A 23,237-nucleotide genomic window follows, 5' to 3' on the forward strand; every position below is an offset into this window, starting at 1 on the left:
CATGAATCAGATTCCGAAGCAGGGCAACCAGGGACCGGTCGACGTCGTGATCATGGCGGCCGGCAAGGGCACGCGCATGAAGAGCAGGCTGCCCAAAGTGTTGCATCGTTTGGCCGGCCGCGCACTGTTGTCGCATGTGACCGGCACCGCCGCGCACATCGGCGCCCGGCACGTGGTGATCGTCACCGGCCACGGCGCCGAGCAGGTCGAGGCCGCCATGGCCGCCTCGCCCGAGGCCGCCTCGCTGCGCTTCGCGCGCCAGGAGCCGCAACTGGGCACCGGCCACGCGGTGCAGCAGGCCACGCCGCTCTTGCCCGACGACGGCACGGTGGTGATCCTCTCGGGCGACGTGCCGCTGATCGCCGAGGACACCTTGCGCACCCTGATCGCCGCCAGCGGCGGCGAGCGGCTGGCGCTGCTGACCATCGAGCTGGACGATCCCACCGGCTACGGCCGCATCATCCGCAACGCCGCGGGCGGCGAGGTGACCGCCATCGTCGAGCACAAGGACGCCAGCGAGGCGCAGCGCGCGGTGCGCGAAGTCAACAGCGGCGTGATGGCCGCGCCCGCGAAGCTGCTCAAGGGCTGGCTCGAGCGGCTGGACAACCGCAACGCCCAGGCCGAGTACTACCTGACCGACATCGTCAAGCATGCCGCGGCCGACGGCGTGCCGGTGGTGGCCCACATCACGACCGATGGGCTGCAGGTGGCCGGCATCAACAGCCCGGTGCAGCTGGCCGAGCTCGAGCGCGCCTTCCAGCGCCGCCAGGCCGAGGCCCTGATGACCCAGGGCGTGCGGCTGGCCGATCCGGCGCGCTTCGACCTGCGCGGCACGCTCGAATGCGGCGGCGACGTCGAGATCGACGTCAACTGCGTGTTCGAAGGCCAGGTCTCGCTCGGCGAGGGCGTGCGCATCGGCGCCAACTGCGTGATCGCCAATGCCCGCATCGAGGCCGGCGCCGTGATCCATCCCTTCACCCACATCGACGGCGAGAAGGCCGGCGTGACGGTGGGCGAGCGCGCGCTCATCGGCCCCTTCGCGCGGCTGCGCCCCGGCGCCCAGCTCGGCACCGAGGTGCACATCGGCAACTTCGTCGAGGTCAAGAACTCCACCCTGGCCGCCGGCGCCAAGGCCAACCACCTGGCCTACCTGGGCGACGCCACCGTGGGCGCGCGCGTCAACTACGGCGCGGGCAGCATCACGGCCAACTACGACGGCGCCAACAAGCACCGCACGGTGCTCGAGGACGACGTGCACATCGGCAGCAACTGCGTGCTGGTGGCGCCGGTCACCATCGGCGCGGGCGGCACCGTGGGCGGCGGCTCCACCGTCACCAAGACCACGCCGGCCGGCGCGCTGACCGTGGCGCGCGGCAAGCAGATCAGCCTGCCGAACTGGCAGCGGCCGCAGAAGAAGCCGAAGGCCTGACGCGCCTCAGCCCGCGGGCGCCAGCGGCACCCGCGGCTCGAACTTCGCGCGCTTGAGGCTGAAGAAGGCCTTGACGTTGCGCACGTTGGCGTCGGCGGTGAACAGCCGCTGCACCAGCGCGCCGTAGCCGGGCATGTCGCGCGCCGCCACCACCAGCACGAAGTCCGGCCCCGGCGACACGCGCCAGCACTGCTGCACCGCGTCGTCCGCGATCACGCGCGCCTCGAAGGCCTCGAGCGACTCGGCGTCCTGCCGGTCGAGCGAGATCTCCACCACCGCCTGCAGCCCGTGGCCCAGCACCGCGGCCAGCCGGTCGGGCGACAGCAGCGCCACCTGGCGCTCGATCAATCCCTCCTGCCACAGCCGCTGCACCCGCCGCAGGCAGGTCGGCGGAGAGATGCCCACGCCCGCGGCCAGCTTCTGGTTGGTGGCCGAGGCGTCGCGCTGCAGGGCGTCGAGCAGCTTCAGGTCGATGGCGTCGAGTGCAATGGATTCCATAATTCGTGAAATTATGGAATAAAAATTCATCCAGCCGGATGTGTGAAATAAAAGTCCATATTCATGGAAATTTAGACGGCAAATTTCTTTTCACCCTGCCTACCATTCGCAGCAATTCTTTTTCGTTCTCCCTCATTCCTTTCCAAAGGCAAGACAACCATGTGCGGCATCGTCGGCGCGGCTTCCCATCGAAACATCGTCCCGGTCCTGGTCCAGGGCCTGCAGCGGCTCGAGTACCGCGGCTATGACTCCTGCGGCGTGGCCGTGCATGCGGGCGGCCTGACGCGCGCGCGCACCACCTCGCGCGTGGCCGACCTCCAGACCCAGGTGGCCGAGGACAAGCTCGAGGGCCTGACCGGCATCGCCCACACCCGCTGGGCCACGCACGGCGCGCCCGCGGTGCACAACGCGCATCCGCACTTCAGCCATGGCCCGGGCGTCGGCGCGCAGGAAGCGCGGCCCGGCCGCATCGCGCTGGTGCACAACGGCATCATCGAGAACCACGAGCCGCTGCGCGCCGGCCTCGAAGCCAAGGGCTACGTGTTCGAGAGCCAGACCGACACCGAGGTCATCGCCCACCTGGTCGACAGCCTCTACGACGGCGACCTGTTCGAAGCCGTGAAGGGCGCCGTGCGCCAGCTCACGGGCGCCTACGCCATCGCCGTGATCTGCCGCGACGAGCCGCAGCGCGTGATCGGCGCGCGCGCCGGCTCGCCGCTGATCCTGGGCGCCGGCAAGGACGGCGCCGAGAACTTCCTGGCCAGCGACGCGATGGCGCTGGCCGGCGTCACCGACCAGATCGTGTACCTCGAGGAAGGCGACGTGGTCGACCTGCAGCCAGGCAAGTACTGGATCGTCGACCGCGCCCACAAGCCGGTGCAGCGCCCGGTGCGCACCGTGCAGGCCCACAGCGGCGCGGCCGAGCTCGGCCCCTACCGCCACTACATGCAGAAGGAGATCTTCGAGCAGCCGCGCGCCATCGGCGACACGCTCGAGGGCGTGGAAGGCATCGTGCCCGAGCTGTTCGACGGCATCGGCCAGGACGGCAAGCAGAGCGGCGCCAGCGCGCACCGCGTGTTCAAGGACATCGACCGCATCCTGATCCTGGCTTGCGGCACCAGCTACTACAGCGGCTGCACCGCCAAGTACTGGCTCGAGGGCATCGCCAAGATCTCGACCCAGGTCGAGATCGCGAGCGAGTACCGCTACCGCGACTCGGTGCCCGACCCGCGCACCCTGGTCGTCACCATCAGCCAGTCGGGCGAGACCGCCGACACCCTGGCCGCGCTCAAGCATGCGCGCTCGCTCGGCATGGAACAGACCCTGACCATCTGCAACGTCGCCACCAGCGCCATGGTGCGCGAGTGCAAGCTGGCCTACATCACGCGCGCCGGCGTCGAGATCGGCGTGGCCTCGACCAAGGCCTTCACCACCCAGCTCGCGGGCCTGTTCCTGCTCACGCTGGCGATCGCGCAGTCCAAGGGCCTGCTGAGCGCGGAAGACGAGGCGCGCTACCTCAAGGAGATGCGCCACCTGCCGGTCGCGCTGCAGTCGGTGCTCGCGCTCGAGCCGCAGATCATCAACTGGGCCGAGGACTTCGCGCGCAAGGACAACGCGCTGTTCCTGGGCCGCGGCCTGCACTACCCGATCGCGCTCGAGGGCGCGCTCAAGCTCAAGGAGATCACCTACATCCACGCCGAGGCCTATGCCGCCGGCGAGCTCAAGCACGGCCCGCTCGCGCTGGTGACCAGCGAGATGCCGGTGGTCGCCGTGGCGCCCAACGACGCTTTGCTCGAGAAGCTCAAGAGCAACCTGCAGGAAGTGCGCGCGCGCGGCGGCGTGCTCTACGTGCTGGCCGACGGCGACTCGAAGATCAAGAGCAGCGAAGGCCTGCACGTGATCCACATGCCCGAGCACTACGGCGCGCTGTCGCCGCTGCTGCACGTGGTGCCGCTGCAGCTGCTGGCCTATCACACGGCCTGCGCGCGCGGCACGGACGTGGACAAGCCGCGCAATTTGGCGAAGAGCGTGACGGTCGAGTGAGGGGGCGGGGCGGTCTCGGCCCCCTGGCGTGTTGAATCCGAAGCCGTCTCCACTGCGTAGATGGCGTTGGTCGACGACCAATTCCCGTGGTGCGGGCTGCCTGGCCGTGGGTCAGGTTCCACCCCCACCAGAGAGCGCCATGGCTTTGAGCACCCCCAAGGATCTTCCGGCAAGTCGCCGATCGAAGGGCTTCACGCAGAGGGATCACCGCCGGCTCGTCGAGGCGGGGGCGAAACCCGGACAGGTCGTTCCCGTGGGGCTCTGGCACCGGGACGGGCATTTCGGCAGCGAGGCCGAGGCGCAGGGTGCCTTCAAGCTCGCGTACCAGCAGGCGGTCGACGGCCTGGGTCTGTCGACGGCCGACTGGATGGGCATCTCGCAGGGTGAGCTCGATGCATGGCTGCGGCATGGCACCCTGCCTGCCGTTCGCGGGCAGCCACCCGAAGGCCCTGTGCCTGCCGACCAGGCCGGGCCCGGCGCGCCAGCGGGGGCGTCGAAAGCCTAGAAGCCCAGCGGACTCGATCGCGCGTTCTCGCTCGATGAGCTCGTGGCCGCCTGCAAGACACTGCGCGAGGCGGCATCGCCGGCTTGACCGACATTCCATCATGTTGGAGAATTAATCCAACATGAAAGAAGAAGAGCCCGCCCCCCTCAACGACCGCATCGCCCGCCGCGTGCGCGAACTGCGCGCCGCGCGCGGCCTCTCGCTCGAGGCGCTGGCGGCGCAGAGCGGGGTCAGCCGCTCGATGATCTCGCTGATCGAGCGCGGCGAGAGCAGTCCCACGGCGGTGGTGCTCGAGAAGCTCGCGGCCGGCCTCGGCACCATGCTGGCCGCGCTGTTCGACGAGCCGCGCCCGCGCGCCGATCCGGTGGCGCGCCGCGCCGACCAGCCGCAATGGCGCGATCCCTCGTCGGGCTACCTGCGGCGCAACGTGTCGCCCGGTGGCATCGCCTCGCCGCTGCAGATCGTCGAGGTGCTGTTCCCGCCCAAGGCGCGCGTGGCCTACGAATCGGGCGCGCGCGAGTCGCAGGTGCACCAGCAGGTCTGGATGCTCGAGGGAACGATCGAGATCACGGTGGGCGAGGAGCGCCACCGGCTCGATGCCGGCGACTGCCTCGCGATGGTGCTCGACCGGCCCGTCGCCTACTTCAATCCCACGCGCGAGACAGCCCGCTATGCGGTCGCGATCGTGAGCCCCCATCCCGATGTCTGGAAGTGAGAACGCCATGAACCCCACGAGCCCCACCAGCCTCCACCCGGTGCGCCGCCTGCGGGCGGTGGACGCGGCGCAACTGCAATCGCTGGCCGAGCTGCTGATCGACTGTGTCGACGGCGATGCCTCGGTGAGCTTCATGCATCCGCTGCCGCTCGAGCAGGCGATGGCCTTCTGGCGCAAGGTGGCCGACGGCGTGGCGCGCGGGGAGCGCGCGCTGATGGTGGTGGAGGACGCGCAGGGCATCGTCGGCACGGTGCAGCTCGTGCTCGACCAGCCCGACAACCAGCCGCACCGCGCCGACCTCGCGAAGATGCTGGTGCACCGGCGCGCTCGGCGCCAGGGGCTCGGCGCGCTGCTGATGCAGGCGGCCGAGCAGGCCGCGCGCGACAGCGGCAAGACGCTGCTGGTGCTCGACACCTCGAGCCCCGAGGCCGAGCGGCTCTACGAACGCTCGGGCTGGCAGCGCAGCGGCACCATCCCCGGCTATGCGCTGCTGCCGCGCGGCGGCTTCTGCGACACCACCTACTTCTATCGCACGCTCGCGCCTTGAAGCCGACATGCCGCAGACTGGCGCGATGACCGAATTCGATCGACTGCTGGCCGAGGCCGAGCGCAAGCCGCTGGTCGGCTGGGACCTGTCCTGCGATGGCCGCATCGCGACCACCGCCGTGCCCTGGGATTTCGAACGGGCGGTGGTCCACCGCGCGCGCCAGTCGCCCGACCTGCTCGACATGGGCACGGGCGGCGGCGAGTGGCTCAGCCGGCTGCCGCTGCGGCCCGCGCGCACCGTCGCCACCGAGGGCTGGGCACCCAACGTCGCCGTGGCGCGCGAGCGGCTCGCGCCGCTGGGCATCGAGGTGGTGGCGGTGGAGGGCGCGCTCGACAACGGCGCGCAGCACGATGGCGATGCGCACGACGAGGCGCCGCTGCCCTTCGCCGACGGCGAGTTCCACCTGGTGGTCAACCGCCACGAGTCCTTCGTGCCGGCCGAGGTGGCGCGCGTGCTCGCGCGCGGCGGCCACTTCCTCACGCAGCAGGTGGCCTCGGACTTCAATGCCGACCACCACCGGCTCGCGGGCCTGGCACCGGCCGAGCCGCCGCCCGAGTGGCGGCTCGACATCGCGCGGCGCCAGCTCGAGCGCGCGGGCTTCGAGATCCTGCGCGCCGAGGCGGGCGCCGAGCTGCTGCGCTTCGCCGACGTGGGCGCGTTCGCCTGGTACCTGAAGAACGTGCCGTACGTCTGCCCCGGCTTCACGATCGAGGGCACGCGCGATGCGCTCGCGCAGCTGCATCGCCGGCAGCAGGCGGGCGAGGCGATCGAGGTGCGGCAGACCTTGTTCTGGATCGAGGCGCTGCGCTGAAGGCCTTCAGCGCGCCCCGAACTTCGCGTTCTCGAACAGGTCCTTGAACTCGCGCGGCTGCGAGCGCCAGTACTGCACGGGCGCCTTCACCCGCGCGCCGAGTTCGGCGGCCGCGTGCCAGGGCCAGCGCGGGTCGTAGAGGATGGCGCGCGCCAGCGAGATGGCATCGGCCTTGCCCTCGGCGAGGATGGCCTCGGCCTGCCGCGGCTCGGTGATCAGGCCGACCGCGATCACCGGGATGCCGACCTCGGCCTTCACGCGTTCGGCGAACGGCACCTGGTAGCCCGCGCCCAGCGCGATCGCCTGCTTCGGCGACACGCCGCCGCTCGAGACATGGATGGCCGCGCAGCCGCGCGCCTCGAGTGCTTTGGCGAAGGCGACGGTGCCTTCGAGGTCCCAGCCGCCTTCCACCCAGTCGACCGCCGACACGCGCACCCACACGGGCCGCTCGGCCGGGAAGACGGCGCGCACCGCGTCGAACACCTCGAGCGGAAAGCGCAGCCGGTTCTCGAGGCTGCCGCCGTAGTCGTCGTCGCGGTGGTTGGCCAGCGGCGACAGGAACTGGTGCAGCAGGTAGCCGTGCGCGGCATGGATCTCGATGCCCTCGATGCCGAGCCGCGCGGCGCGGCGGGCGGCGGCCACGAAGGCTTCGCGCACGCGCGCCAGGCCCTCGGCGTCGAGCGCGAGCGGCGTGTCCTCGTCGGGCGCGTGCGGCACGGCCGAGGGCGCGAAGGCCTTCCAGCCGCCGGGCTCGCCGGGGCGGATCTGCGCGCCGCCTTCCCAGGGCGCGCGGCTCGAGGCCTTGCGTCCCGCGTGGCCGAGCTGCATCGCGATGGGCATCGACGAATGGGCGCGCACGGCGGCGAGCACGCGCGCCAGGCCCGCTTCGTTGGCATCCGAATAGAGCCCGAGGTCGCCGGGCGTGATGCGGCCCTCGGCCTCGACCGCGGTGGCCTCGAGGATCAGCAGCCCCGCGCCCGACAGCGCGAGATGGCCGAGATGGATCAGGTGCCAGTCGCCCGGCGTGCCCTCGCTCGCCGAGTACTGGCACATCGGCGCGATCAGGATGCGGTTGTCGAGCGAAAGCGGGCCGAGCCGCATCGGCTCGAAGAGGCGGGGGGTGTCGCTGCTCACGGTGTCGTGGCTCCAGGGGTGCGGTAGGTGCAGCGATTCTGCGGGTGCTGCGCGATCCTTGCCGCGGGCAGGGCGTTGGCCTTGCGGTTCAGGACGGTATGGATCAGGAGCGCCGCCACCACCATCGCCATCCCCAGCAGCTCGTTCGCCGTGGGCAGGGTGCCGAGCGCCGCGCTCATCAGCAGCGCCGACACCGGCACGAAGTTGAGGAAGGCGGTGCCGGTGACCGCGCCGAGCGTGCGCACGCCGTGGTTGAAGGCCAGCACCGAGGCGGCCGAGGGCACCACGCCGACGAACAGCAGCGCCCGCCACGAGAGCCGCAGCCCTTCGAGGCTGGGCGCCGCCGACCAGCCGAGCAGTGCGGCACCGACCGCGGCGACCAGCAGCACCGGCCACGCGGCCAGCACCGTGAGCGCGCTGTACTCCACCGCGTCGAGTTCGGGAAAGCGCGCCGCGCCGCGCGTGTACCAGACCCAGCCCAGCGTGCCGACGAAGGCGATGGCATCGCCGAACAGCGTGGCGTTGCCCGCGCCGCCGTGACCGCCGATGAGACCCGAGACGATCGCCACGCCCGCGAGCGCCAGCGCGGTGGCGAGCAGCGCGGCGCGCGTGGGGCGCACGCCGTCGAGCAGCCAGCGCACGAGCTGCGTGGTCATCGGCGTGGTGGCGATGATCACCGCGCCGTGCGAGGGCACCGAGTGCGCGAGGCCGATCAGCAGCAGCACGCTGAAGAGGCCGAAGCCGGCCGCGCCACGCAGCGCCAGCGCTCCCGCATGGCGGCGCAGCCTGCGCCAGGGCGCGGCGCCGCGCGGCAGCACCAGCAGCGCGAACAGCAGCGCCGACAGGCTGTAGCGGATCAGCGTGAACCACACGGGTTCGACATGGTGGAGCACGCCCTTGCTGACGAGGAACAGGGAGCCCCAGCCGGAGGTGGCGAAGAGCAAGGCGGCGATGCCGTACAGGCGTTGGGATCGGGACATGGAAGGCTTTCGGACGATGAAGGAATCGATGTCCGAGGATCGGGGCGGGGCCGCGCGAATGCCATTCGCTTCTTTGGAGCGGGCCCTCCGAAAAAACGAAGGGACCGGGCGCCGCCGCGCGCTCACAATCGGCCGCCATGGAGCTCTACCAGCTGAAGACCTTCGTCGCCATCGCCCGCGAGGGCAGCCTCACGCGCGCCGCCGAACGCGTGTTCACCAGCGCGCCCGCGGTGAGCGCGCAGCTCAAGGCGCTCGAGGACGAGCTCGGCGTGCGCCTGTTCGAGCGCACGCCGCGCGGCATGACGCCCACGCCCGCGGGCCTGAGCCTGCTCGAGGAGGCCGAGCGCACGCTGGCCTCGGCGCTGCGCATGCGCTCGGCCGCCGAGCAGCTGCGCGGCGCCGCGCACGGCGTGGTGCGCTTCGGCACCGTGGTCGATCCGGTCTCGCTGCGGCTCGGCGACGTGCTCGTGAAGCTGGCCGAGCGCCATCCGCAGGTCACGCTGCAACTGCGCCAGGGGCTGTCGTACGAGACCGCCTCGGCGGTCGAGCGCGGCGAACTCGACTGCGCCTACACGCTGAGCGACGTGGCTTCGCGCGAAGGCCTGACGCTGCACCGGCTGGCGCCGGTCGACCTGGTGGTCGTGCTGCCGCTGCCGATGGCCGGCGCCCATCCGGGCCTGTCTCTCGAGGCGCTCACCGAGCAGCCCTGGGTCGGCACGCCGCCCACCTGCGTGCTGCGCGCGCACCTCGACCGCCTGTTCGCCGGCGCCGGCCGCGAGTACCGCCAGGGCCGCACCGCCGACAGCGAGAGCGCGGTGCGCAGCATGGTCGCGAGCGGCATGGGCGCGGGGCTGATGCGGCTCGACCAGGCCGAGCAGGGCGAGCGCAACGGCGAGCTCGCGATCTGGCCCGGCTGGCGCGCCCACACCTGGCTGTGCTGGATCGAACCGGTTGCGCTCGCGCGGGCGCCGGCGGTCGAGGTGGTGCGGCAGGCGGTGTTCGAGGCCTGGGGCGTCTGAGGGGTTCGGCACCCGTGGCAAGGCGGCACCTGTCAGCCTCCGGTCAGCGCGAAACGCCGGCGCGCGGGTACGATGCGCGCGGCCTGCCGCTGGCGGGGTCTTCCTCCTTTCTCGCATGCCCGACCCGACCCTCTCTCTCGCCGAACTCCTGAACCGCGCCAGGCAGGCACTGGCCGGTCCCGAAGGCGTGCTGCCCGCGCTGCCGCCGGCCACGCCGGTCACCGGCAGCGTGGTGTTCCTCGCGATCGGCGAGGGCGGCAGCCGCGCGCGCGTGGTCTCGGGCCGCGGCGCCGATGCCGCGCAGGCCTGGGAGGAAGCGGCCGAGGCGCTGGCCGATGCCGCGCAGCGCGGCGAACGGCCGCCGCAGCGGCTGCGCGCGGAACTGGTCGAGCACGTGCTGCCGATGCACTGGGGCGAGTTCAAGGAACTGCTCGCGAAGACGCGGCGCAACTACTTCCAGCAGGGCGTGTCCTTCGACAGCCGCTTCGAGTTCGCGCTGCTCGCGCCCGAGGCCAACGGCAGCGCGGTCTTCTACGACGGCAGCGTGGACCACTGCCAGCCCAACCCCGGCAACCTGCGGCTGCACACCCGGCGCCGCTTCGGCAAGGAGCTCGACTTCCCCGACGACGACGCCGCGCCCGTGTGGTGCTTCACCACGCGCGCCGTCTACGTCGATGCCGAGGGCGCCTGGCCGATCGTTCCCGAGGGCCAGGAGGCGCAGCTGCGCCGCCTCGACGACTGGGGTGCCGCGCCGGTGCGCCGCATGGTCGAGGACGCGAGCCGCTACCTGGCCGCGCAGGTCAAGCCCACGGGCGAGTTCCACTACGGCTGGTTCCCCTGCTTCGACCGCGCCATCCCGACCTACAACACGCTGCGCCATGCGAGCTCGACCTATGCGCTGCTCGAGGCCTGGGAGCTCACGCGCGACACGGCGCAGAAGGAGGCCATCGACCGCTCGCTGGCCTTTCTCGCCGGCTCGCTGATCCGGCCCGCGGTGCTGCCCGACGGCGGCAGCGCGGCCTTCCTGGTCGACGTGGCGCACGAGGTCAAGCTCGGCGGCAACGCGGTCTGCCTGCTGGCCTTCGTCAAATACACCGAACTGACCGGCGACCGCCGCTTCCTGCCGCTGCTCGAGCAGCTCGCGCTCGGCATCCGCCACATGCAGGACCCCGAGACCGGCCGCTTCGTGCACGTGCTGCACCGGCCCAGCCTCGCGGTGAAGGACGCCTTCCGCGTCATCTACTACGACGGCGAGGCCGCGTTCGGGCTGATGCGGCTGTACGGCCTCACGCGCGATCCGCGCTGGCTCGCGATGGTCGAGAAGGCCTTCGACCACTTCATCGCCGCCGAGCACTGGCGCGCGCACGACCACTGGCTCAGCTACTGCGTCAACGAGCTCACGCGCCACCGGCCCGCGCTGCGCTACTACGAGTTCGGGCTGCGCAACGTGGCCGACTACCTCGACTTCGTGCTCGAGCGCATCACCACCTTCCCGACCCTGCTCGAGCTGATGATGGCCGCGCGCGAGATGGTGCTGCGCATCGAGGCCGATCCCGAGCTGCGCCACCTGCTCGAGGGCCTGGACCGCGACAAGTTCGAGCGCGCGCTCGAGCACCGCGCGCGCTACCTCGCGAACGGCCACTTCTGGCCCGAGCTCGCGATGTTCTTCCGCCATCCCGACCGCATCGCGGGTTCGTTCTTCATCAAGCACCACAGCTTCCGCGTGCGCATCGACGACGTGGAGCACTACCTGTCGGGCTATGTCGCCTACCACCGGCTGCTGAAGGCGCGCGAGGGCGGCGAGATCGCCGCGCCGTCCGCGCCGCAGGCCGAGGCGCAGGCGCCGGCCGAGACGCCCGCGACGCGCACCGGCACCGTCGCCTTCGGCGGCGACGTGAACCTCGGCCGCCGCCTGCACTACCGGCGCCTCGAGCTCGGCGGCGCGCGCCGCATGCTCAGCGGCATCCCCGCGCTGCGCGCGGCCGACCTGCGCATCGTCAACCTCGAGTGCGTGGTCGCCACCACCGGCGAGCAGGGCGTGGACAAGGGCGAGGCCGGCTCCTACTACTTCCGCGCGCGGCCCGAGATGCTGGACGTGCTGACCACCGCGCGCATCGGCATCGTCGCCACCGCCAACAACCACAGCGGCGACTACGGCCCGGGCGCGCTGATGGAACAGCAGTGGCACCTGCAGGCCGCGGGCATCGCCTGGGCCGGCACCGGCCGCGACCTCGAGGCCGCGCTGCGCCCGGCCTTCGCGCTGGCCGGCGGCGTGCGCGTCGCGCTGTTCTCGCTCGACGCCACCCAGCCCCAGTTCGCGGCCGGCACCGACAAGCCCGGCGCCGCCTACCTGCCGCTCGACGAGCCCGCGGCCTGGACCGCGCTGCTCGCGCCGCGCATCGAGAAGGCGCGCGAGTCGGCCGACGTGGTGCTGGTGGCGGTGCACTGGGGCGACAACCTCGAGACCGAACCCTCCGAGGCCGAGGTCGCGGTTGGCCATGCGATCGTCGATGCCGGCGCCGATGCGGTGCTCGGCACCTCGGCGCACGTGCTGCAGGGCGTCGAGGTCTACCGCGGCCGGCCGATCGTGCACGACGCGGGCGACCTGCTGTTCGAGGCGGTGCGCAGCGACTTCGTCGACGCGGGCGTGTTCACGCTCGCGCTGAGCCCGCGCGGCGTCGAGCAGCTGAGCTTCACGCCGATCGGCGTGGGCTTCGGCCGCTCGCGCCAGTACGCGAACGAGCGCGCGCGCGGCGCGGCCGCGCGCTTCGCGCGCCAGTGCGAGGCGCTGGGCACCCGCATGGCGGTGCTGCCCGAGGGCCGCTGCACGCTGGCGCTGGCGCCACCCGAGCGCGCCTCGCGCCTGGCCGCCGATGCACCGGCGCTGCCCGAGCCGGCGTTCGCGCGCGTCGCGCCGCTGCTCGCGCCGCGGCCCGAATGGCTGGTCGACGTGCTGCCGCCCGATTCGCGCCACTTCGCACCCGTGCGCTTCGGCCCGCTCGAGCTGCTGGGCATCCGCTGCGCGCCGACGCAGATCTCGGGCCGCCGCATGCTGTGGATCGAATCGTTCTGGCGCGCGGTCGAACCCGTGACCGACGATCTGCGCGTGCAGTTCCGCGCCATGCCGATGCGCAGCACGCAGATGCCGCCCTGGGGCGAGAGCATGGACCACGATCCCTGCGACTGGATGTGGCCCACCAGCCGCTGGCAGCCCGGGCGCATCCACCGCGACCGCTACGGACTGCGGCCGCCCGCGAGCAGCCTGCTGCGCAGCGACGTGCTGCAGATCGAGGTGCGGGTGGTCGGCAGCGCCCGGCCCGCGCGCCTGGGCGAGGAGACCGAGGAGACCGTGCCCGCGCCCGAATGGCCGGCGCAGCGCCTGCCCGTGTGGTGCGGGCTGCGCGCCTCGCAGGTGGCGCTGCCGCTGCCCGAGCGGCCCGCGCCGGTGCTGTTCGCGCTGCGCCCCGGCGCCTCGGCCACGCCCGAGCCGGTGTGGACCGCCGAGGCGCTGCAGCGCATCACGCGCGGCGAGTGGCTGGTCGAGCCGCCGCCCGGCTGGCTCGCGCGCTCGGTGGTGCGCGGGCCGAAGCACATGGCGCTGCTGCCGGCGCCGGCGCTGTTCATCGCCTCCGACTACCAGACCCTGGCCGCGCACGAGCGCTACAGCCGGCCGCGCAGCACGGTCAACTGGGACCGCCACCTGCTGCTGCCCGGCCTGCAGGACCAGCTCGCAGGCGCGATCGTGCAGCACCCGGTCGAGGGCCTCGCGAGCGATTTCCCGCTGCTGCGCGTCGAGGACCCGATCCGCGCCATGCTGCGCCTGGGCGCCGCCGCGCGCGAGCGCTACCGCGGCCTCCTGGTCGGCGTGACCGGCACCGTGGGCAAGTCCTCCACCATCTCGATCCTGCGCGACCTGCTGCCCGCGCAGGCGCGCGTGCACACCACCATCGACAACTACAACTCGCGCGTCGGCGTGCCGGCGATGCTGGCCAGCCTCGGGCCCGACGTCGACGTCTGCATCCTCGAGATGGCGCAGAGCTCGCTGTGGATGGACCGCGGCCCGATCTCGCTGATGGCGCGCCCGCACGTGGCGATCGTCACCGAGATCGGCCTGTCGCAGACCCGGCAGGCCGTGAGCGTGGAGCAGACGGCCGAGTACAAGTCGCGCATCTTCCTCGGCCTGGAGCCCGGCGGCGTGGCCATCGTGCCCGACCACATCCCCTGCCTGCTGCAGACGGTGCAGGCCGCGGCGCGCACCGCGGGCGCGGTCTGGGTGGTGGGCCGCGGACCGCAGGCCGACGTGCGCGTGCTCGGCACCGAGCCCGAGGGCCACGGCTGCCGCGTGCACATCGCGCTGCGCGGGCGCACCCATTCCTACCTGTTCCCGGTCGCGAGCGAAGGGCTGGTGCGCAACTCCACGCTCTCGTTCGCGGCGCTGGTCGCGATGGGCTTCGACCCCGAGGCCGCCTGCGCGCGCATGCCCGGCGTGCGGCTGCCGGCCTCGGTGATGCACGTGCAGGCGCTGCGCACCGAAGGCGGGGTGCAGGCCACGCTGGTCGACGACAGCTGGAACGCCGAGGTGATGTCGATGCGCAATGCGATGGCTTTCGTGCGCGACTACGGCCGTGCGGGCGGTGGCGGCAATGGCGCCGCGCCGGTCGCGCGCCGCATCGCCATGCTGGGCCGCATCGTCAACCTCGACCATGCGGCCGAGGCGATGCACCGCAGCCTCGCGGCGCCGCTGCTGGACTCGGGCATCGAGCACGTGGTGACGCACGGCCAGGAGATGCGCTGGCTGCGCGAGGAGATGCCGACCTCGATGCTGGGCCCGCACTTCGAGAACGCGGCCGATGCCGCCGGCTACCTCGGCGCCTTCCTGCGCGACGGCGACCTGCTGCTGGTGAAGGGCGACCGCGACCGCTCCGATTTCGGCGAGATTCCCGAACTGCTGCGCAAGCTATGAACCTGCGCTCGACCTCCGTGCTGCTGTGCGCGCTCGCCGTGGCGCTGGTGCAGGCGGCCTGCGCGCAGCGCGCCGAGATCCGGCCGCCCGCGATCCGCGTCATCGGCGACGAGGTGCTGCACTGGAACCAGCCCGCGGTGCGGGAGAACTGCCCCGAGGACCGCTTCGGCTTCCTCTGGGTGCAGCCGATCGAGGGGCCGGCCTGCATCCGCTATTTCGCGAGCAGCGACATCGAGGGCGCGCGCGTCGCCATCGTGCAGTTCTCGGGCGACCGCGACGCGGTGATGGACCAGCCGCCCACGCGCATCTCGGGCAACACCGAGGCGCTGCGCACCACCGACGCGCAGCGCAACCGCGACCGCGCCGGCGTGCCCTGGATCTTCGTCGCGCGGCCCGGCACCTACGGTTCCTCGGGCAACCACCGCCAGCGGCGCCAGCCGGTGGAGTTCCATGCGCTCGATGCCGCGCTCGATGCGCTGATGCAGCGCCACCGCATCCAGCGCCTGGTCATCCTCGGCCACAGCGGCGGCGCCACCGCGGGCGCGGCGCTGCTCACCATGGGCCGCACGCGCGTGGCCTGCGCGGTGCTGACCTCGGGCGCCTACGGCCTGCTCGAGCGCGCGCGCCTGCTCGGGCGTTCGCGCGACGGCCGCACCGACACCACCGGCAGCACGCGCTTCTACGACCCGCTCGACCATGTCGACGGCGTGGTGCCCGATCCGGCGCGTCGCATCGTGCTGATCGGCAACCGCGAGGACGAGAACACGCCCTTCGCGCTGCAGGAGCGCTTCGCCGAGGCGCTGCAGCACGCCGGCCATCGCGTCGAGATCCGCACCGCGGCCGCCGAGCCGCCCGACTTCCACGACCTCAAGGACCGCGCGGGGCCGAACGCCGCCGCGGCCTGCGCGCGCGAAGCCATGTACCCGGGGCCGCGCGGCACCGAGCGCTGAGGGCCGGGCCCGTTCCACCCACACCCGACGTCATTCCATGAGCGAACCGAGGATCTCCCAGCGCAGCTACGGCCGCATGCCCGACGGCCGGCCCGTCATCGAGTACACGCTCGACAACGGCCTCGGCCTGCGGCTGCAGGCGATCAACCTCGGCGGCATCGTCACCGCGCTGCTGGTGCCCGACCGCCAGGGCCGCGCCGCCAACGTGGTGCTGGGCCTGCCCGACCTCGCGGCCTACCTCGGGCCGCATCCGCACCTGGGCACCATCGTCGGCCGCTTCGCCAACCGCATCGCCGCCGGGCGCTTCGAGCTCGACGGCCAGGCGCACCAGCTCGCGCTCAACGACGGGCCGAACGCGCTGCACGGCGGAGCGCAGGGCTTCGGCAAGCGCTTCTGGAGCATCTACGCGCTGCCGAACGAGCCCGGGCGCATCGGCATCGAGCTGCGCCATGTCAGCGCGCATGGCGACGAGGGCTACCCGGGCGAGCTGCGGCTCGCGGTGCGCTACGAACTGAGCACCGCGGCCAACACCTGGCGCATCGTCTACCGCGCCGAGACCGACCGGCCGACGGTGCTGAACCTGAGCCACCACGACTACTTCAACCTCGCGGGGGAAGGCAGCGTGATGGGGCACCGGCTCACGCTGCCGGCCAGCCGCTACTGCCCGGTCGATGCCACGCTGATCCCGACCGGGCTGGCCGAGGTGGCGGGCACGCCCTTCGACTTCCGGCAGCCGATGGCCATCGGCGAGCGCATCCGCGACGGCCATGCGCAGATGCTGATCGCACGCGGCTACGACCACAACTGGGTGCTCGACCGCGCGCAGGAGCGAGACGGCCTCGCGCTGGCCGCGCGGCTGGCGCACGAGGCCTCGGGCCGCACGATGGAAGTGCACACCACCGAGCCGGGCGTGCAGTTCTATTCGGGCAACTTCCTCGACGGCAGCCTGCTGGGCAGCGGCGGCGCGGCGATCCGCCAGGGCGACGGCCTGTGCCTGGAGACGCAGCACTTTCCCGATTCGCCGAACAGGCCGGAATTCCCGTCCACGGTGCTGCGGCCCGGCGAGGTGTTCCGCGGCGTCACCGAGCACCGCTTCGGCATCGCCTGAAGAAGCCCGGCGCGGGGCTCACAAGGTGTGAAGAAACCGTAGCGAGCGCCCCGAGGTCGCGCCGAGGACCGCAGCCGTACTCTGTACGGTGAGGACCGCAGGTGCGAGATCGGGGCGCGCAGCAGGTTTATTCATACCTTGTCAGGCCGTCGACAGCCGGTCGTCGGGCAGCGCACCGAAATCCGTCTGCGCGAAATCCTCGGGCACGTGCACGGCCTGCGCATCGCGCCGCAGCAGGCCGCGCTGCTCCATGGCGCGCATGGTCTTGTTGACCACCTCGCGCGACAGCCCCGAGTACGAGGCGATCATCGATTGCGAGATGCGCTTGTCGAAGCCGCCCGCATGCACCGGCGCCAGCTGCGTGAGCTGGTGCAGCACGTGGCCCACCAGCGCGCCCGACGACAGCGTGGAAACGCGCCGCAGCCGTCCGCGCAGCAGGGCCTGCCGCTTCGCCACCAGGCCCAGCAGGCGCAGCGCGATCTCGGGCCGGCGCTCGCACAGCTCGCGCAGCGCGGCCACCGACACCAGGTGCACCGACGCGGGCAGCGCGGCGACCAGCGCCTGCGTCGAGCGGTAGCGGTCCTGCTGCAGCCCGAGGTCGAAGAAGAAGTCGTCGGCGCGGATGAACTCGCTCGTGAAGTCGGCGGCCGGCGTGCGGCCGCGCGCCACCACGCGCAGCAGCCCGGTCGCCACGCAGTAGACGCGGTCGGTCTCTTCGTGGGCCTCGAGCACGGTCTCGTTGCGCCGGAAGTAGCGCAGCTCGCTGTGCCGGGTCAGCCATTCCCGTTCCGTCATCGGAAGGCCGGCCGTGAGGGGATGCAGGTACATGGGCGCGATGATTGGCGAGTGCGACGGCGGCGTCTTCTCATTGCGCGCAGGCGGCCGGCGGCGAAATGCTCAGGAGGGGCCGGCCAGCGCCCGCGCGTCGCCCGGCGTCATCGCATAGGCGGCGCGGAAGGCGCGGTAGAAGGTCGCGAGGCTGTCGAAGCCGCTGCGGTAGGCGATGTCGGTGACCGAGCGCTCCGGCGCCACGGCCAGCTGCCGCGAGGCATCGGCGAGCCGCAGCGCGGTGAGCGTGCGCGCGAAGCTGTGGCCGGTGGGCTCGAACAGCACGTGCACCTGGCGCAGCGAGATGCCCAGTTCGCGCGCGACGTTCGAGGGCGAGAGCTCGGGCCGGCGCAGGTCGCGCTGCAGGATCTCGCGCGCCGCGTGCAGCAGGCCCGAGCGCAGCGCGGCGCGGCTCTCGGGCAGGCCCGGCGCGAGGCGGCCGCGCGCCAGCAGCGTCAGCCGCACGGCATTCACCACCTCGGCCCCGGCGTTCGCGAGTTCGCCCGGCCGCGTCGTCAGCGCGCGGAACAGCGCCAGCAGCGGCCGCGCGAAGGCGGCCGTGCGCGCCAGGGGCGCCGCGAACAGGTCGTCGGCGCGCGCGCCGAGCAGCATGCCGGGCACCAGCGGGATGCGCAGCGAGCGGAAGTCGAAGCCGTCGCCGCGCATCGGCGTGGCCTCGAAGGGAAGGTCGGCATGGTGGACCACGAGGTCGCCCTCGCGCACCGGCCGGCCTTCGTCGCGGCCGCTGCTGACCCAGCCCGGGCCGCGCACCTGCAGGCCGATGCACAGGCTCTGGCCCGCGACGCGCGCGATGTCGGCGCGCGTGCGGCTCACGCGGTAGGAGGAGGCGCGCAGCTCGGAGACGCTGGCGGCGATGCCCGCGTCGCCGACCGGCGTGGAGAGGAAATGCCCTTCGAAGGCCGTGCGCCGCTCGCGCGGCACCTCGATGGTGACGCCGAACAGATGCTTGCCGCGCACCTCGCACCAGTGGTCGAAGCGGTCCTGCGGGCGGAGGTCGTCGGTCGTGAAGTGCAGCATGGCCGTCGGAGCGATGCGGCGGATTGTCCGGCGGCTTCGCGTCGCCGGCGTGGCAATTTCCGGTGCCCCCGGAGCGCGCGGGGTCGGGTCAGCCTGCGTACAGGCCCGCCGGTGCACCGGGGCCGTCGATGCGCACCGCGAACAGGCCGCCGGCCAGCGGTTCGGCGGCGAGCTGCGCTTCGGTGCGGCCGTTGCGCGCGGTCGAGATGTAGAGCGTGCGCAGGTCGGGGCCGCCGAAGGCGCAGTCGGTGACGTTGCCCGCGGGCAGCGCGATGCGCGCGAGTTCCCGCGCGCTCACCGGGTCGTGGCAGCTCACGCAGGCGCCGTCCCAGTGCGCGATCCAGAGCCGGCCGGCCGCGTCGGTGGTCATGCCGTCGGGCAGGCCGTCGGTCGCGGGGAAGCGGTGCCAGAGGCGGCGGTTCGCCACCGTGCCGGCGTCCATGTCGAAGTCGTAGGCGTAGAGGTGGTTGAGCACCGTGTTGTTGAAGTACAGGGTGCGTCCGTCGGCCGACCAGGTCGGCCCGTTGGTGACCTCGAAGCCGTCGTCGTGCCGGCTGCAGCGGCCGTCGCCGTCGAAGCGGTAGAGCGCGCCGGTGGGCGCCCGGCAGTCGAAGTCCATGCTGCCGCCCCAGAAGCGGCCGTGCGCATCGCACTTGCCGTCGTTGAAGCGGTTGCCCGCGCGCTCGGGCTCGGGCTGGTGCAGGTAGGCGGGCGCGGCGATCTCGCCCTCGGGCGCCGTCGCGGGATCGAAGAAGGCGAAGCCGCGGCGCAGCGTGATCGCCAGGCCCGGGGCGGCGGCGCGCTCGGCGATCGCGGTGATCTCCTCGGCGAAGCGCCAGGTCCGGCGCTCGCCGCTCGCGGGGTCGAAGCGGAACAGCCGCGGCGTGAGGATGTCGATCCAGTAGAGCGCCTGCTCGCGCGGCGACCACATCGTGCCTTCGCCGAGGTTGGCGCCGGCATCCCAGATGCATTCGGGCGTGCCGAGGATCGTCGGCGCGGGGAGGGGGCTTGTCTCTGCGGCGGTCATGGCGCGTGCCTTCTTTCTTGTGTGCCTCGTGGCGGGTCTTCTTGACGCCGCGGATCGTATCAAGGCATATTGATAACGGAAATTAAAAATATCTGCATGCATTGATATGCAATTTGCAATGCATCAAGACCACCCCGTCCGGAGACCTCCTTGACCGCTTCCTCCTCCCTCGCCATCCACCCCAGCCTCTCGGGCCGCACCGTGTTCGTCACGGGCGGCGGCAGCGGCATCGGCGCGGCCATCGTGTCGGCCTTCGCCGCGCAGGGCGCCCGGGTGGCCTTCATCGACATCGCCGAAGCCGCGAGTGCCGAACTCGCGCAGCGCATCGCGCAGGCCGGCCACACGGCGCCCTGGTGGCGCGCCTGCGACGTGCGCGACATCGGCGCGCTGCAGGCCGCCATCGCCGACGCAGCGGCCGAACTCGGCGACTTCGCCGTGCTGGTCAACAACGTCGCGAGCGACGACCGCCACACGCTCGAGTCGGTCACGCCCGACTACTACGACAACCGCATGGCGATCAACGAGCGCCCCGCGCTGTTCGCGATCCAGTCGGTGGTGCCGGGCATGAAGCGCCTGGGCGCGGGCTCGATCGTCAACCTCGGCTCCACCGGCTGGCAGACCAAGGGCTCGGGCTATCCCTGCTACGCGATCGCCAAGTCCTCGGTCAACGGCCTCACGCGCGGGCTCGCGGTGGAGCTGGGCCGCGACCGCATCCGCATCAACACCGTCTCGCCCGGCTGGGTGATGACCGAGCGCCAGGTCGCGCTGTGGCTCGACGCCGAGGGCGAGCAGGCCCTCAAGCGCAACCAGTGCCTGCCCGACAAGCTCATGCCCGAGGACATCGCGCGCATGGTGCTGTTCCTGGCCTCGGACGATGCGCGGATGTGCACGGCGCAGGAGTTCACCGTGGACGCTGGGTGGACCTGAGAGAGACAGCCGAACAGCCGGACGCAGAGGACGCGAAGGTTTCGCGAAGGGCGCGAAAGGAATACCAAATTTTTTGAGGTCTCTTTTGCGTACTTCGCGAAACCTTCGCGTTCTTCGCGTCCGGCTGCCCGCTCCCGCATTCAGTCGATCTCCAACTTGCGCCCATAGACGCTGAGGCTCGCCGTCTTCAGCGCCTTCATCATCACCTTGGCCGCCGGCGACAGCAGCCGGTCGGTGCGCGTGATGATGCCGAAGGCGTCCATGTGGCAGGGCATGTCCAGCGGCAGCAGCGACACGATGCCGTGCGAGGCGTAGTAGCGCGCCACGTCGGTCGCCAGCACCGCCACCATGTCGCTCTGCTGCAGCATGCGCGTGATGAACAGCAGCGCCGAACTCTCGATGGTGTTGATCGGCGGCTGCAGTCCCTCCTCCTGGAACATCAGCTCGAAGCGGTGCCGCAGCACGCTGCCGGCCGGCGGCACGATCCAGCCCTCGCCGACCACGTCGCGCAGCGTGAGGCCGCTCACGCCCAGCAGCGGATGGCCGGGGCGCACCAGCGCGCACACCGGCTCCTCGGTCAGCGCCTCGTAGCGCAGCTGCGACTTGTCGTGCTCGGCGAACAGCCGCGCCACCAGGATGTCGAGCTTGCCCTGCTCGAGCCGCTCGATCAGCACCGGGCTGGTCTCGATCTCGAGCGAGACCCGCAGCTGGGGCTGCTCGCGCTTGACCATCGCCACCGCGGGCGGCAGCAGCGTGAGGCCCGGCGCGGTGATCGCGCCCACGTTCACCTGCCCGAAGCGGCCGGCCTTGAGCGCGGTGAGCTCGTCGTGCGCCTGGTTCAGGCTCGCGAGGGCGACCCGCGCGTGGCGGATCATGGTCTCGCCGTACCAGGTGGGCCGCATGCCGCGCGGCAGCCGTTCGAACAGCGGCACCTCGAGCACGTCCTCCAGGTCCTTGAGCAGCTTGGAGGCCGCCGGCTGCGTCATGTTGAGCACCTGCGCGGCGCGGTGGATGTTGCCTTCCTCGGCCAGCGCCACCAGAAGCAGCAGCTGGCGCGTCTTGAGCCGCGCGCGGATAAACCAATGGGTGTAGTTCGTCATGAAGGCTGAGAACCTCGGTTCGCCGGGTTTTCCAGAATGTCTCGATCGATATTCATTTTGTCGAAAAAATGATTGGATCGATATCCGTTTCATTCCTAGACTGCCGCCAACCCCTACAACAACAGAGACAAGGTCGGCGCCACGGTGTTCCACGGCGAGATCCATCAGAACGTGCGGCAATACATCAACGGCCGCTGGGAAACCAGCGCGACCACCGGTGTGAGCACCAATCCCTCGGACACCAGCGAAGTGGTGGCCGAGTACGCACGGGCCGACCGCCGCCAGACCGACGCGGCGATCCGCGCCGCCTCCGACGCCTTCCCCCACTGGAGCCACAGCACGCCGCAGCGCCGCGCCGACGTGCTCGACCGCATCGGCGCCGAGCTGCTGGCGCGCAAGGACGAGCTGGGCCTGCTGCTGGCGCGCGAGGAGGGCAAGGTGCTGCCCGAGGCCGTGGCCGAGGTGGCGCGCGCGGGCCAGGTGTTCAAGTTCTTCGCGGGCGAGGCCTTCCGCGGCGGCGCGGGCGCCGGCGGCGGCGAGAGCCTCGCCTCGGCGCGCGCGGGCGTGCAGGTCGACGTCACGCGCGAGCCGCTCGGCGTGGTCGGCCTGATCGCGCCGTGGAACGCGCCCTTCGCGGTGCCGGCCTGGAAGATCGCGCCCGCGCTCGCGCACGGCAACAGCGTGGTGTTCAAGCCGGCCGAGCGGGTGCCGGCCTGCGGCTGGGCGCTGGCCGAGATCATCAGCCGCGCGGCGCTGCCCGCGGGCGTGTTCAACCTCGTGATGGGCAGCGGCCGCGAGGTCGGCCAGGCGCTGGTCGACAGCCCGCACGTCGACGCGCTGAGCTTCACCGGCTCGGCCGCCGTCGGCGAGCGCGTGCTGCGCGGCGCCACCGCGCGCCGGGCCCGGGTTCAGCTCGAGATGGGCGGCAAGAACGCGCTGGTGGTGCTGGCCGATGCCGACCTCGAGCGCGCGGTCAACTGCGCGGTGCAGGGTGCCTACTTCTCGGCCGGCCAGCGCTGCACCGCCTCGAGCCGGCTGATCGTCGAGGCCGCGGTGCACGACGCCTTCGTGGCGCGGCTGCGCGAGCGGCTCAAGGCGCTGCGCGTGGGCCATGCGCTCGAGCGCGGCGTGGAGATCGGCCCGGTGGCCGACGCCGAGCGGCTCGCGGGTCACCTCGCCTGGGTCGAGATCGCGCGTGCCGAGGGCGCCGAACATGTGTGGGGCGGCGAAGCGCTCGAGCGCGCCACCACCGGCCACTACATGAGCCCGGCGCTGTTCCTGGCCGAGCCCGGCCACCGCATCGCGCGCGAGGAGATCTTCGGCCCGCTGGCCTGCGTGCTGCGCGCCACCGACTACGAGCATGCGCTCGCGCTGTGCAACGACACGCCCTTCGGCCTGTGCGCCGGCATCTGCACCAACTCGCTGAAGCACGCGATGCATTTCAGGCGCCATGCCGAGGTCGGCATGACCATGGTCAACCTGCCGACCGCGGGCGTGGACTTCCACGTGCCCTTCGGCGGCCGCAAGGGCTCGGGCCACGGCCCGCGCGAGCAGGGACGCCATGCCGCCGAGTTCTACACGCAGGTCAAGACCGGCTACATGCTGGCCTGACCCG

19 protein-coding genes are annotated in these 23,237 nt (G+C 71.9%); 12 read left to right on the forward strand and 7 right to left on the reverse strand.

What is annotated here, in order from left to right; genetic code table 11:
- Position 1: 1 nt before the first annotated feature.
- Positions 2 to 1,429, forward strand: a complete 1,428-nt coding sequence (gene glmU / locus INQ48_06005; protein ID QRF58793.1) for a bifunctional UDP-N-acetylglucosamine diphosphorylase/glucosamine-1-phosphate N-acetyltransferase GlmU — start codon at positions 2 to 4, stop codon at positions 1,427 to 1,429.
- A gap of 6 nt (positions 1,430 to 1,435) precedes the next feature.
- Here glmU and INQ48_06010 read toward each other — a convergent pair whose 3' ends face one another.
- Positions 1,436 to 1,927, reverse strand: coding sequence for an Lrp/AsnC family transcriptional regulator (locus INQ48_06010; protein QRF58794.1), 492 nt, complete (start codon positions 1,925 to 1,927; stop codon positions 1,436 to 1,438).
- Between the two features lie 159 nt (positions 1,928 to 2,086).
- Between INQ48_06010 and glmS the strand changes: the two genes are divergently transcribed.
- The 5 genes from glmS to INQ48_06035 all read left to right on the forward strand — a co-directional run bounded on the left by glmS (position 2,087) and on the right by INQ48_06035 (position 6,548).
- Positions 2,087 to 3,970 carry a glutamine--fructose-6-phosphate transaminase (isomerizing) gene (glmS, locus tag INQ48_06015; GenBank protein ID QRF58795.1) on the forward strand — a complete coding sequence of 628 codons (1,884 nt, stop codon included), beginning with the start codon at positions 2,087 to 2,089 and terminating at the stop codon, positions 3,968 to 3,970.
- 139 nt (positions 3,971 to 4,109) lie between these two features.
- Positions 4,110 to 4,475 carry a hypothetical protein gene (locus INQ48_06020; GenBank protein QRF58796.1) on the forward strand — a complete coding sequence of 122 codons (366 nt, stop codon included), beginning with the start codon at positions 4,110 to 4,112 and terminating at the stop codon, positions 4,473 to 4,475.
- 121 nt (positions 4,476 to 4,596) lie between these two features.
- The gene (locus INQ48_06025) at positions 4,597 to 5,190 is read left to right on the forward strand and encodes a helix-turn-helix transcriptional regulator (GenBank protein QRF58797.1); all 594 of its coding nucleotides are present in this window, start codon (positions 4,597 to 4,599) and stop codon (positions 5,188 to 5,190) included.
- Positions 5,191 to 5,197: 7 nt separating this feature from the next.
- Positions 5,198 to 5,737, forward strand: a complete 540-nt coding sequence (locus INQ48_06030) for a GNAT family N-acetyltransferase (protein QRF58798.1) — start codon at positions 5,198 to 5,200, stop codon at positions 5,735 to 5,737.
- Between the two features lie 7 nt (positions 5,738 to 5,744).
- Positions 5,745 to 6,548 carry a class I SAM-dependent methyltransferase gene (locus tag INQ48_06035; protein ID QRF58799.1) on the forward strand — a complete coding sequence of 268 codons (804 nt, stop codon included), beginning with the start codon at positions 5,745 to 5,747 and terminating at the stop codon, positions 6,546 to 6,548.
- Between the two features lie 6 nt (positions 6,549 to 6,554).
- On the opposite strand, the gene INQ48_06040 is transcribed toward INQ48_06035, so the two are convergent.
- Positions 6,555 to 7,649, reverse strand: a complete 1,095-nt coding sequence (locus INQ48_06040; GenBank protein ID QRF60632.1) for an NADH:flavin oxidoreductase/NADH oxidase — start codon at positions 7,647 to 7,649, stop codon at positions 6,555 to 6,557.
- Positions 7,650 to 7,678: 29 nt separating this feature from the next.
- The gene (locus INQ48_06045; GenBank protein QRF58800.1) at positions 7,679 to 8,662 is read right to left on the reverse strand and encodes a DMT family transporter; all 984 of its coding nucleotides are present in this window, start codon (positions 8,660 to 8,662) and stop codon (positions 7,679 to 7,681) included.
- A 137-nt stretch (positions 8,663 to 8,799) separates the two neighbouring features.
- On the opposite strand from INQ48_06045, the gene INQ48_06050 reads away from it, so the two are divergent.
- From INQ48_06050 to INQ48_06065, 4 genes are all read left to right on the forward strand, one after another.
- Complete coding sequence (locus INQ48_06050; GenBank protein QRF58801.1) at positions 8,800 to 9,681, forward strand: LysR family transcriptional regulator; 882 nt, start codon at positions 8,800 to 8,802, stop codon at positions 9,679 to 9,681.
- Between the two features lie 115 nt (positions 9,682 to 9,796).
- Positions 9,797 to 14,644, forward strand: coding sequence for a CapA family protein (locus INQ48_06055; GenBank protein ID QRF58802.1), 4,848 nt, complete (start codon positions 9,797 to 9,799; stop codon positions 14,642 to 14,644).
- Positions 14,641 to 15,594 carry a prolyl oligopeptidase family serine peptidase gene (locus INQ48_06060; protein ID QRF58803.1) on the forward strand — a complete coding sequence of 318 codons (954 nt, stop codon included), beginning with the start codon at positions 14,641 to 14,643 and terminating at the stop codon, positions 15,592 to 15,594. The genes INQ48_06055 and INQ48_06060 overlap by 4 nt, the downstream gene beginning before the upstream one ends.
- Before the next feature lie 37 nt (positions 15,595 to 15,631).
- On the forward strand, positions 15,632 to 16,702 hold the full coding sequence (locus INQ48_06065) for a galactose mutarotase (protein QRF58804.1): 1,071 nt from the start codon (positions 15,632 to 15,634) through the stop codon (positions 16,700 to 16,702).
- A 141-nt stretch (positions 16,703 to 16,843) separates the two neighbouring features.
- Here INQ48_06065 and INQ48_06070 read toward each other — a convergent pair whose 3' ends face one another.
- The 3 genes from INQ48_06070 to INQ48_06080 form a co-directional block, all read right to left on the reverse strand.
- Complete coding sequence (locus INQ48_06070; GenBank protein QRF58805.1) at positions 16,844 to 17,530, reverse strand: Crp/Fnr family transcriptional regulator; 687 nt, start codon at positions 17,528 to 17,530, stop codon at positions 16,844 to 16,846.
- Positions 17,531 to 17,599: 69 nt separating this feature from the next.
- Positions 17,600 to 18,568: a helix-turn-helix transcriptional regulator gene (locus INQ48_06075; GenBank protein ID QRF58806.1), complete on the reverse strand. Its 969-nt coding sequence runs from the start codon at positions 18,566 to 18,568 to the stop codon at positions 17,600 to 17,602.
- Between the two features lie 88 nt (positions 18,569 to 18,656).
- Positions 18,657 to 19,595, reverse strand: coding sequence for an SMP-30/gluconolactonase/LRE family protein (locus INQ48_06080; GenBank protein ID QRF58807.1), 939 nt, complete (start codon positions 19,593 to 19,595; stop codon positions 18,657 to 18,659).
- 150 nt (positions 19,596 to 19,745) lie between these two features.
- Between INQ48_06080 and INQ48_06085 the strand changes: the two genes are divergently transcribed.
- Positions 19,746 to 20,522, forward strand: coding sequence for an SDR family oxidoreductase (locus tag INQ48_06085; protein QRF58808.1), 777 nt, complete (start codon positions 19,746 to 19,748; stop codon positions 20,520 to 20,522).
- 140 nt (positions 20,523 to 20,662) lie between these two features.
- On the opposite strand, the gene INQ48_06090 is transcribed toward INQ48_06085, so the two are convergent.
- Positions 20,663 to 21,622 (reverse strand): LysR family transcriptional regulator, encoded by a 960-nt coding sequence (locus INQ48_06090; GenBank protein QRF58809.1) that lies wholly within the window; start codon positions 21,620 to 21,622, stop codon positions 20,663 to 20,665.
- A gap of 144 nt (positions 21,623 to 21,766) precedes the next feature.
- Here INQ48_06090 and INQ48_06095 point away from each other — a divergent pair, with 144 nt between their 5' ends.
- Entirely contained in the window at positions 21,767 to 23,233 is a 1,467-nt protein-coding gene (locus tag INQ48_06095; GenBank protein QRF58810.1) for an aldehyde dehydrogenase family protein, read from the forward strand.
- Positions 23,234 to 23,237: the final 4 nt, after the last annotated feature.

This window comes from Variovorax paradoxus, from assembly GCA_016806145.1.
GTDB lineage: Bacteria > Pseudomonadota > Gammaproteobacteria > Burkholderiales > Burkholderiaceae_C > Variovorax.

Coding starts and splice junctions, on each gene's coding strand:
- glmU (QRF58793.1), top strand. CDS start 2: ATGAATCAGATTCCGAAGCAGGGCAACCAGGGACCGGTCGACGTCGTG.
- INQ48_06010 (QRF58794.1), bottom strand. CDS start 1,927: ATGGAATCCATTGCACTCGACGCCATCGACCTGAAGCTGCTCGACGCC.
- glmS (QRF58795.1), top strand. CDS start 2,087: ATGTGCGGCATCGTCGGCGCGGCTTCCCATCGAAACATCGTCCCGGTC.
- INQ48_06020 (QRF58796.1), top strand. CDS start 4,110: ATGGCTTTGAGCACCCCCAAGGATCTTCCGGCAAGTCGCCGATCGAAG.
- INQ48_06025 (QRF58797.1), top strand. CDS start 4,597: ATGAAAGAAGAAGAGCCCGCCCCCCTCAACGACCGCATCGCCCGCCGC.
- INQ48_06030 (QRF58798.1), top strand. CDS start 5,198: ATGAACCCCACGAGCCCCACCAGCCTCCACCCGGTGCGCCGCCTGCGG.
- INQ48_06035 (QRF58799.1), top strand. CDS start 5,745: ATGCCGCAGACTGGCGCGATGACCGAATTCGATCGACTGCTGGCCGAG.
- INQ48_06040 (QRF60632.1), bottom strand. CDS start 7,649: ATGCGGCTCGGCCCGCTTTCGCTCGACAACCGCATCCTGATCGCGCCG.
- INQ48_06045 (QRF58800.1), bottom strand. CDS start 8,662: ATGTCCCGATCCCAACGCCTGTACGGCATCGCCGCCTTGCTCTTCGCC.
- INQ48_06050 (QRF58801.1), top strand. CDS start 8,800: ATGGAGCTCTACCAGCTGAAGACCTTCGTCGCCATCGCCCGCGAGGGC.
- INQ48_06055 (QRF58802.1), top strand. CDS start 9,797: ATGCCCGACCCGACCCTCTCTCTCGCCGAACTCCTGAACCGCGCCAGG.
- INQ48_06060 (QRF58803.1), top strand. CDS start 14,641: ATGAACCTGCGCTCGACCTCCGTGCTGCTGTGCGCGCTCGCCGTGGCG.
- INQ48_06065 (QRF58804.1), top strand. CDS start 15,632: ATGAGCGAACCGAGGATCTCCCAGCGCAGCTACGGCCGCATGCCCGAC.
- INQ48_06070 (QRF58805.1), bottom strand. CDS start 17,530: ATGTACCTGCATCCCCTCACGGCCGGCCTTCCGATGACGGAACGGGAA.
- INQ48_06075 (QRF58806.1), bottom strand. CDS start 18,568: ATGCTGCACTTCACGACCGACGACCTCCGCCCGCAGGACCGCTTCGAC.
- INQ48_06080 (QRF58807.1), bottom strand. CDS start 19,595: ATGACCGCCGCAGAGACAAGCCCCCTCCCCGCGCCGACGATCCTCGGC.
- INQ48_06090 (QRF58809.1), bottom strand. CDS start 21,622: ATGACGAACTACACCCATTGGTTTATCCGCGCGCGGCTCAAGACGCGC.